The sequence below is a fragment of the Dactylosporangium sp. NPDC000521 genome, assembly GCF_042898305.1.
Lineage (GTDB): Bacteria > Actinomycetota > Actinomycetes > Mycobacteriales > Micromonosporaceae > Dactylosporangium.
The window spans coordinates 82,446-89,764 of record NZ_JBIAYW010000033.1 but is presented as its reverse complement, the minus strand read 5'-3'; the positions used below and the strand labels follow the sequence as shown (position 1 = coordinate 89,764).

Below are 7,319 nucleotides of genomic sequence, written 5' to 3'. Positions count from 1 at the left end.
ATCTGCACCGCCCGGGCCCCAACTAAACCCCGGGGGGGGGTCGGCCCCCCCCCCCCCCCCCCCGCGGGGCGGCCGGGGGGGGGCGCCCGGGGGGGGGCCCCCACGCCGAGGAGCACCTACTTGAGCTTCGCCCGGGTGTCGGCCCACTTCTTGTTCAGGTCGGCGAAGATCTGCTCCTTCGTCTCCTTCTTCGCGCCACGGGCCGCGTCGACGATCCGCTGGCGGTACTTGCCGTCGAACAGCGCGATCTCGGCGGTGTTGCCGATCTTGTCGGCGAGCCCCTCCTCGCCCTTCGGCGCCGGGTTCAGCTCGATGAACTCCGTCTTGGCCGTCTGCAGGTCGGCGAGGGACGCCGGCAGCTGCGCGCTCGTCACCACCGAGACGCCGCCCTGGTCGGTGGCGTAGTTCGACTCGTCGGCGAACCAGTCCACCCACGCCCGCGCGGTCGCCTTGTTCTTCGAGTTGACGTTGATGCCGTTCTTGTAGTCGCCGCCGACGACGGTGTGGAACTTGCCGTTCACCTGGTTGGGGAACGGCCAGTAGCCGATGTCGTCCTTGCTGGCGGCGGCCGCCTGCATCTGCACCACGGACCAGGAGCCGAGCACCATCGTGGCGATCTTGCCGGTGCCGAGCATGCCCTTGGACTGCTCCCAGTTGGTCGTCGTCGGGTCCGGCTCGGTGTAGCCGCCCTTGACCGCGTCGAAGAGCAGCGAGTCGATGATGTACTGCTCCTTGCCGGGGCTCCACGGCGCGTCGTCCTTGGCGAGCTTGGTGGCCGCCTCCGGGTCGCCGCTGACGGCGCCGCGCACGCCCTCCCACTGGCCGAGCGGCCAGCCGTCCTTGTAGTTGGTGTACAGCGGGATCACGCCGGTCTTGTCCTTGATGGCCTTCAGCGCCGCGAGGAACTCCTCGGGCGTCTTCGGCGGCTCGGTGACGCCGGCCTGCGCCCAGACCTTCTTGTTGAACACATAGCCTTGGGCGTTGCCGGTGATGGCGAGGCCGTAGACCTTGCCGCCGAACGTCTGCTCGGAGCGCACGAACCGGTACTTGTCCTTCAGCGCGTCCACGGTGCCCAGCGGCTCGAAGAACAACGGCAGCTGGTCGGCGGTGACGGAGTTCGGGATCGGCAGCACGTCGCCGTAGTTCTTCGTGTTCATCCGGACGCGCACCTCACCCTCGTAGTCGGTGATCGCCTCGAACTTGACGTTCGTGCCGGGGTACTTCGCCTCGAACTTCTTCTTGTACTCCGGCAGCACGGTGTCGACGAGGTCGGTCCGCTGCGTCAGTACCGTGATGTCGCCGGCTATCTTGCCGTCCGAGCCGCTGCCCGCGTCGTCCCCGCAGGCGGTGAGGACGAGGGAGGTCACTGCGAGCAAGGCGACGAGGTGCTTCTTCATATGCACGGGTACCACCTTCCGATCTGAGGGGGGTGTTATCGGTTGTGCCGCACAGGTGCCAGGGTCAGAACGCGCGCATGAGGTCGAGCAGGCGGACGTCGACGTCGAAGCCGTCACGCCGCTCGAACCGGGCGCCGGGCCGGTGGTGCCCGACGATGCCGAACGGGCCTTCGAACTCCCACAGGGCGTAGCCCCAGCCGAACTGGCCGAAGACGTCGAACAGGTCGGCGAACCAGGCCTGGGCGACGTCGTCGGGGGTGTGCTCGTAACAGCCGAACTCGCCGACGTGCACGGGGACGCCCGTGGCTTCCAGCTCGCGCCACGGCGCGTAGAAGTCACGCAGCCCGGCGGCGTCCCACCAGCGCCCGTCGTAGTCGCACGGGTAGGCGGGCGCCGGGAGCCCGTGATGCCCGGGCCACCAGGGCGCCCGGTAGTGCGAGACGCTCATCGGCTGGTATCCGCGGACGCTCTGCGTGGCGCCGAGGTCGGCGAGCTCGGGCATGGCGAGGTTGCCGCCGTCGAGGCCGTCGATGACCAGCGGCCGGTCCGGCGAGATCGCCCGCACCGCGGCGGCCGCGTGCCGGATGACGTCCTCATGGGCGTCGCGGGTGAAGCCGCGCAGCCCCAGCGCGGGGGGCTCGTTGACGAGGTCGAAGCTGAGCTCGTCCGCTGGGATGCCGATGTACCGGTGGGCGAACCGCTCCCACGTGGCGACGAACGCGTCGCGGGCCGGGCGGTCCGTCCACAGGTTGTACGGCTCGGTCTCCCACCCGGTGATGATGTAACCGGGCGCGCGGTGCAGGTTCAGTGAAAGATGCAGGCCGCGCTGCCGGCACGCGTCGAGGATCTTGTCGACGCGGGCGAGCACCGACTCGTCGGCGTGGTGCGGGTCGCCGCCGACGCTCCACAGCCGGTAGTCCGCCGGCAGCCGGATGAAGTCGAACCCCCACGCCGCGACGGCGTCCAGGACCCGCTCGTCGGGCCCTGCCACGCCGGCGTGCGCGTTGAACATCCACTGGACGTTGAACCCGTGGTGGGGCATCGCGGATCGACCCTTCAGGCGGTGCCGGCCCCGCCGCGCGCCTGGGGTGGGGGTGCGCGATCACTGAACCGGATAAGTTCCATCAACCTAGGCCCGCACATTGAAGCTGTCAATCCCACTCCGCCGCCGCACGGCGAGACTGAAGCGCATAATTCCTCGAGGTGCGGTCGGCAGCCGGCTGACGCAGGGCGATCGACGGCCGGCATCGCCGGGATGCACGAAGGCGGCGGGACGGCGGGGCGGGCGCGACCGGAAGTACCCGCCGGGAACGCGACGCGCCGCCCGCCTTGAAACCGGCGGGCGGCGCGTCGTCAGCGGCCAGGGTGCGCCTCGGGCAGGCCACGCTCGGGCCGCCCTCGGATTGGGTCAGACGCGGACCTGGTCGTCGGTGTCGGCGAACTGGGTGGAGTAGAGCTCGGCGTAGCGGCCGCCGGCGGCGAGCAGCGACGTGTGGGTGCCGCGCTCGACGATCCGGCCGGCCTCGACGACGAGGATGAGGTCGGCGGCGCGGACGGTGGACAGGCGGTGCGCGATGACGACCGCCGTCCGGCCGCTGAGCGCCTCGGCGAGCGCTGCCTGTACAGCCGCCTCCGACGTCGAGTCGAGGTGCGCGGTCGCCTCGTCGAGGACGACGACCTGCTGGCCGGCCAGGAGCAAGCGGGCGATGGTGAGGCGCTGCCGCTCGCCGCCAGAGAGGCGGTAGCCGCGTTCGCCGACGACGGTGTCGAGGCCGTCGGGCAGGGAGGCGACCAGGTCGTCGAGGCGGGCCCGGCGCAGGACCGCCCACAGCTCGTCCTCCGTCGCCGACGGCCGGGCCAGCAGCAGGTTGGCGCGCACCGACTCGTGGAAGAGGTGCCCGTCCTGGGTGACCATGCCCAGCGTCGAGCGGATCGCGTCGAAGGACAGGTCCCGGACGTCGATCCCGCCGAGGCGGACGGCGCCGCTGTCCACGTCGTACAGGCGCGGCAGGAGCTGCGCGATGGTGGACTTCCCCGCGCCGGACGAGCCGACCAGGGCGATCATCTGGCCCGGCTCGGCCTTGAACGAGACGTCGTGCAGGACCTCGACGCCGCCGCGGGTGTCCAGGCTCGCGACCTCCTCCAGGGAGGCGAGGGACACCTTGTCGGCGGAGGGGTAGCCGAAGCGGACGGAGGAGAACTCGACGGACACCGGGCCGGGCGGGACGTCGCGGGCCTCGGGCTTCTCCGCGACGAGCGGGCGCAGGTCGAGGATCTCGAAGACCCGCTCGAAGCTGACCAGCGCGCTCATCACCTCGACCCGGGCGCTGGCGAGGGCGGTCAGCGGCGCGTACAGCCGGGTCAGCAGCAGCGCGAGCGCCACGACCGCGCCCGCGTCGAGCCGGCCGGCGAGGGCCGCGACGCCGCCGACACCGTAGACGAGGGCCAGGGCGAGCGACGACACGACGGTCAGGGCGGTGATGAACACGGTCTGGTTCATGGCGGTGCGGACGCCGATGTCGCGGACCCGGCCGGCCCGGGCGGCGAACTCCACCGACTCGTCGGAGGGCCGGCCGAAGAGCTTGACGAGGGTGGCGCCGGGCGCGGAGAAGCGCTCCGTCATCTGGGTGCTCATCGCCGAGTTGTGCGTGGCGGCCTCGCGCTGCAGGCGGGCGAGCCGGCTGCCCATCCGGCGGGCCGGCAGCACGAACACCGGCAGGAGCAGCAGCGCGAGCAGCGTGATCCGCCATGACAGGCTGACCATCACCGCGAACGTCAGCGACAGGGTGACGACGTTGCTGACGACGCCGGACAGGGTGCCGCTGAACGCGCGCTGCGCGCCGATGACGTCGTTGTTGAGCCGGCTGACGAGCGCGCCGGTGCGGGTACGGGTGAAGAACGCGACCGGCATGCGCTGCACGTGGTCGAAGACGGTGGTGCGCAGGTCGTGGATCAACCCCTCGCCGATCTGCGCCGACAGCAGCCGGGCGAGCAGCCCGACGCCGGCCTCGACGAGCGCGATGACCGCGATCAGCACCGCGAGGGTGATGACGGTGTCGCGGGAGCCGCCGCCGACGATCGCGTCGACGACCCGGCCGGCGAGCACGGGCGTGGCGACCGCGAGGAGGGCCGTCACGACGCTCAGTGACAGGAACCCGGCGAGCCGGGCCCTGTGCGGGCGCGCGAACGCGGCGATCCGGCGCAGCGTGGCGACCGAGAACGGCCGCCGGTCCTGGGTCGCGTGGATGGCTTGGTACATCTGGTTCCAGGCGGTGACTTCCATGCTCACGTCCGCCACCGTACGACCTGGAGTGGGCTTCAGGTCCAATCGGTTTACAGCAGGCCGAGGTCGCGGGCCCGGCGGACCGCCTCGGCACGGCTGGACGCGTCGACCTTGCGCAGCACCTCCCGGATGTGGGTGCGGACCGTCTTCACCGTCACGTCCATGAGCTCGGCGATCTCCTCGGTCGGGGTCAGCGCCGCGAGGTGCCGCAGCACCTCCGCCTGCCGGAGGCTGAACCCGGGCACGGGATCCGCCGTCGCCGCGAGCCGGCGCAGCAGCTGGCGCAGGACGCCGTCGGCCTCGTGGACGGCGCGGGTGCCGCCGTCGTCGACGGTGAACCCGACGGCGGTCCGCAGCGCCTCGGCGGCGCGCTCGTCGTCGCCCTGCCGGGCGGTGCCGGCCGCGAGCAGCAGCCACGCCTCGACGAGCGCGCCGACCGCCAGCCCCTGCAGGCGCAGCACCTGCTGGGCACAGTCGACGGCGCGCTGCGGGTCACCGGTCGCGAGCAGCGCCGAGCCGCGGGCCAGGGTCGCCTCCGGCCGCTCCTGGTCGAGCCGCGCCAGGGCGGTGCGGGCCTCCTCGTGGCGGCCCATCGCGACCAGGACCCGCGACTCGGCGAGGTCCAGCTCGTGCCGCACCCACAGGCGGGCCGAGGTCTCCGGCGGCGCGCCGCGCAGCACCGACAGCGCCGCGGGCAGTTCGCCGCGGGCGCGCAGGAGCCTGGACCGCACGAGGGTCAGGGTGGCCGCGTAGGCGCACTCCCGCGGCATGATGTCGGTGGCCAGCCCGGCCTCGGCGGTGCGCAGGTGACGCCAGGCGGCGGCGGTGTCGTAGCGTTCGGCGGCCACCCACGCGAGCGCGAGGTCGGCGACGTGCCGCGGGCCCCGGTTCAGCGCCTCGGTGCGCGCCACCACGTCGGATGCCCGATGGGCCGTGTCGTACGCCGAGCGCAGCCTTCCCAGCAGCGCCTCCGTGAAGGCGAGATGCTGCGTGCAGTACGCGAGGAGGCCGCCGCACCGCTCGCTGCGGGCCGCTCGCATCGCCGCGGCGAAACTCCCGGCGGCCTCGTCGAGCCGGCCGGCCCGCAGGTGCGCCGTCGCGACCCCGGACAGGACGAACACCCACAGCTCCGGCCGCGCGGTGATCCTGCCCGGGTCGACCTGCGGCAGCAGCCGCGCCGCGGCGCCGGTGACCGCCTCGAGCCGCTCCGCGTCGCCGGTCTCGTAGGCGACGGACTGCTGGACCATGCATGCGGCGATCCGGCTCGGCAGCGACGCGTCCGGGCCGGGGAGCCAGGCGTCGCCGGCGAGGAGCCGCTCGGCCCGCGGGAGGTCGCTGTGGGAGATCGCGTGGGCGGCGGCGACGATCACGCCCTCGGGCGTCTCGGGCCTGGCGGGCATGCCGGCGAGCAGGCCCGTGAGCCGGCCCGCCGGTCCGTCCACGATGACCTCGCCGACCGCCAGGTCGTCGACGACGAACCGGGCCGCGTCCTCCCACGCGCCGACGGCCGCCGCGTGCCTGACCGCCTCGGCGAGGTCACTGTGCCGGGCGGACCAGCGGGCCGCGACGAGGCCGGCGGCCCGCTCCTCGGCGGGCGGCAGCGGGAGCCGGTCGCGCAGCACGGCGCCGAACAGCGGGTGGAGCCGGTAGGTGCCCTGCGCCTCGCTCACCGTCTCCAGGAACGCGCCGGCCTCCTCCAGCTCGGCGATGACGTCGCCCTCATCGACGCCGCCCACGATCGCGGCGAGCCCGGCCGTGAACGTGTCCAGGCGGGCGACCCCCGCCAGCAGGCGCCGCCGGCGCGGGGTGCACCGGTCCAGGATCTCCCCGGTGAAGTAGTCGACGACGTAGTCGTGGCCCGCGAGCACCGGCACCGGGGAGCCGTCCGCCATCGCCAGCGCGCACAGCCGCACCCCGGCGAGCCAGCCGCCGGTCTGCGCCATCACGTCGGCGAGCGCGGCCGGGGTCAGGTCGACGTCGTGCAGCGCGAACAGCGCCAGCACCTCGTCGGCGCCGAGCGCCAGCTCGGGCCCGCGCAGCTCGCTGAGCTGGTCGGTCAGCCGGTAGCGGTGCAGCGGGAACCGTGGCCGGTGCCGGCCGACGAGCACCAGGCGGAGGTGGCTCTGCGCGTACCGCAGCAGGAACTCGATCTCGTCCAGCTGCTCCGCGTCGAGCCAGCAGGCGTCGTCGAGGACGAGCACGATCGAGTGCTGCTGGTGGGCGAGGACGGCCGCCAGCTCGGTGACCGCCGCGTGGTCGGGCGCGGCGGTCAGGTCCAGCAGCGTCGCGGGCAGCAGCACCCCGGCCCCGCGCAGGGCCGCCAGCAGGTGCCGCCACAGGCGCGCCGGCTGGCCCCGGTCGTCCTGGTCGACGCTGAGCCAGGCGATCGAGTCCCAGCCCGGGCTGTCGTCGGCCCACGCGGCGACCAGGCGGCTCTTGCCGGATCCGGCCGGCCCCGTGACCACGGTGACCGGCAGGTCCGTCAGGGTCCACAACAGGTCGATGAGCTGCTCACGCGGCAGCGCCCGGTCCACCGTCTCGGGCCGGGTGAGCTTCGCGGACAGCAGTGGCGCTCCGTCCATGGAGGCCTCCATCTGTGTCGATACCCGACAGCATATGCGGAGAAGCTTGACCTTCCA

Annotated in this window: 4 protein-coding genes; all 4 read right to left on the bottom strand. The window is 73.1% G+C overall.

Annotation, left to right across the window (positions count from 1 at the left end):
- Window positions 1–116 precede the first annotated feature (116 nt).
- The 4 genes from ACFY3L_RS50280 to ACFY3L_RS50265 all read right to left on the bottom strand — a co-directional run bounded on the left by ACFY3L_RS50280 (window position 117) and on the right by ACFY3L_RS50265 (window position 7,262).
- A complete protein-coding gene (locus ACFY3L_RS50280; RefSeq protein WP_389341595.1) occupies window positions 117–1,397 on the bottom strand; it encodes an ABC transporter substrate-binding protein in 1,281 nt (426 codons plus the stop codon).
- 64 nt (window positions 1,398–1,461) lie between these two features.
- Complete coding sequence (locus tag ACFY3L_RS50275) at window positions 1,462–2,439, bottom strand: glycoside hydrolase family 5 protein (protein ID WP_389341583.1); 978 nt, start codon at window positions 2,437–2,439, stop codon at window positions 1,462–1,464.
- A 366-nt stretch (window positions 2,440–2,805) separates the two neighbouring features.
- Window positions 2,806–4,680, bottom strand: coding sequence for an ABC transporter ATP-binding protein (locus ACFY3L_RS50270; protein WP_389341592.1), 1,875 nt, complete (start codon window positions 4,678–4,680; stop codon window positions 2,806–2,808).
- Window positions 4,681–4,730: 50 nt separating this feature from the next.
- Window positions 4,731–7,262, bottom strand: a complete 2,532-nt coding sequence (locus ACFY3L_RS50265; protein ID WP_389341580.1) for an AAA family ATPase — start codon at window positions 7,260–7,262, stop codon at window positions 4,731–4,733.
- Window positions 7,263–7,319: the final 57 nt, after the last annotated feature.

What these genes read in the sequence shown, in the direction of transcription:
- ACFY3L_RS50280 (WP_389341595.1), bottom strand. Translation starts at nt 1,397, where the DNA reads ATGAAGAAGCACCTCGTCGCCTTGCTCGCAGTGACCTCCCTCGTCCTC.
- ACFY3L_RS50275 (WP_389341583.1), bottom strand. Translation starts at nt 2,439, where the DNA reads ATGCCCCACCACGGGTTCAACGTCCAGTGGATGTTCAACGCGCACGCC.
- ACFY3L_RS50270 (WP_389341592.1), bottom strand. Translation starts at nt 4,680, where the DNA reads ATGGAAGTCACCGCCTGGAACCAGATGTACCAAGCCATCCACGCGACC.
- ACFY3L_RS50265 (WP_389341580.1), bottom strand. Translation starts at nt 7,262, where the DNA reads ATGGACGGAGCGCCACTGCTGTCCGCGAAGCTCACCCGGCCCGAGACG.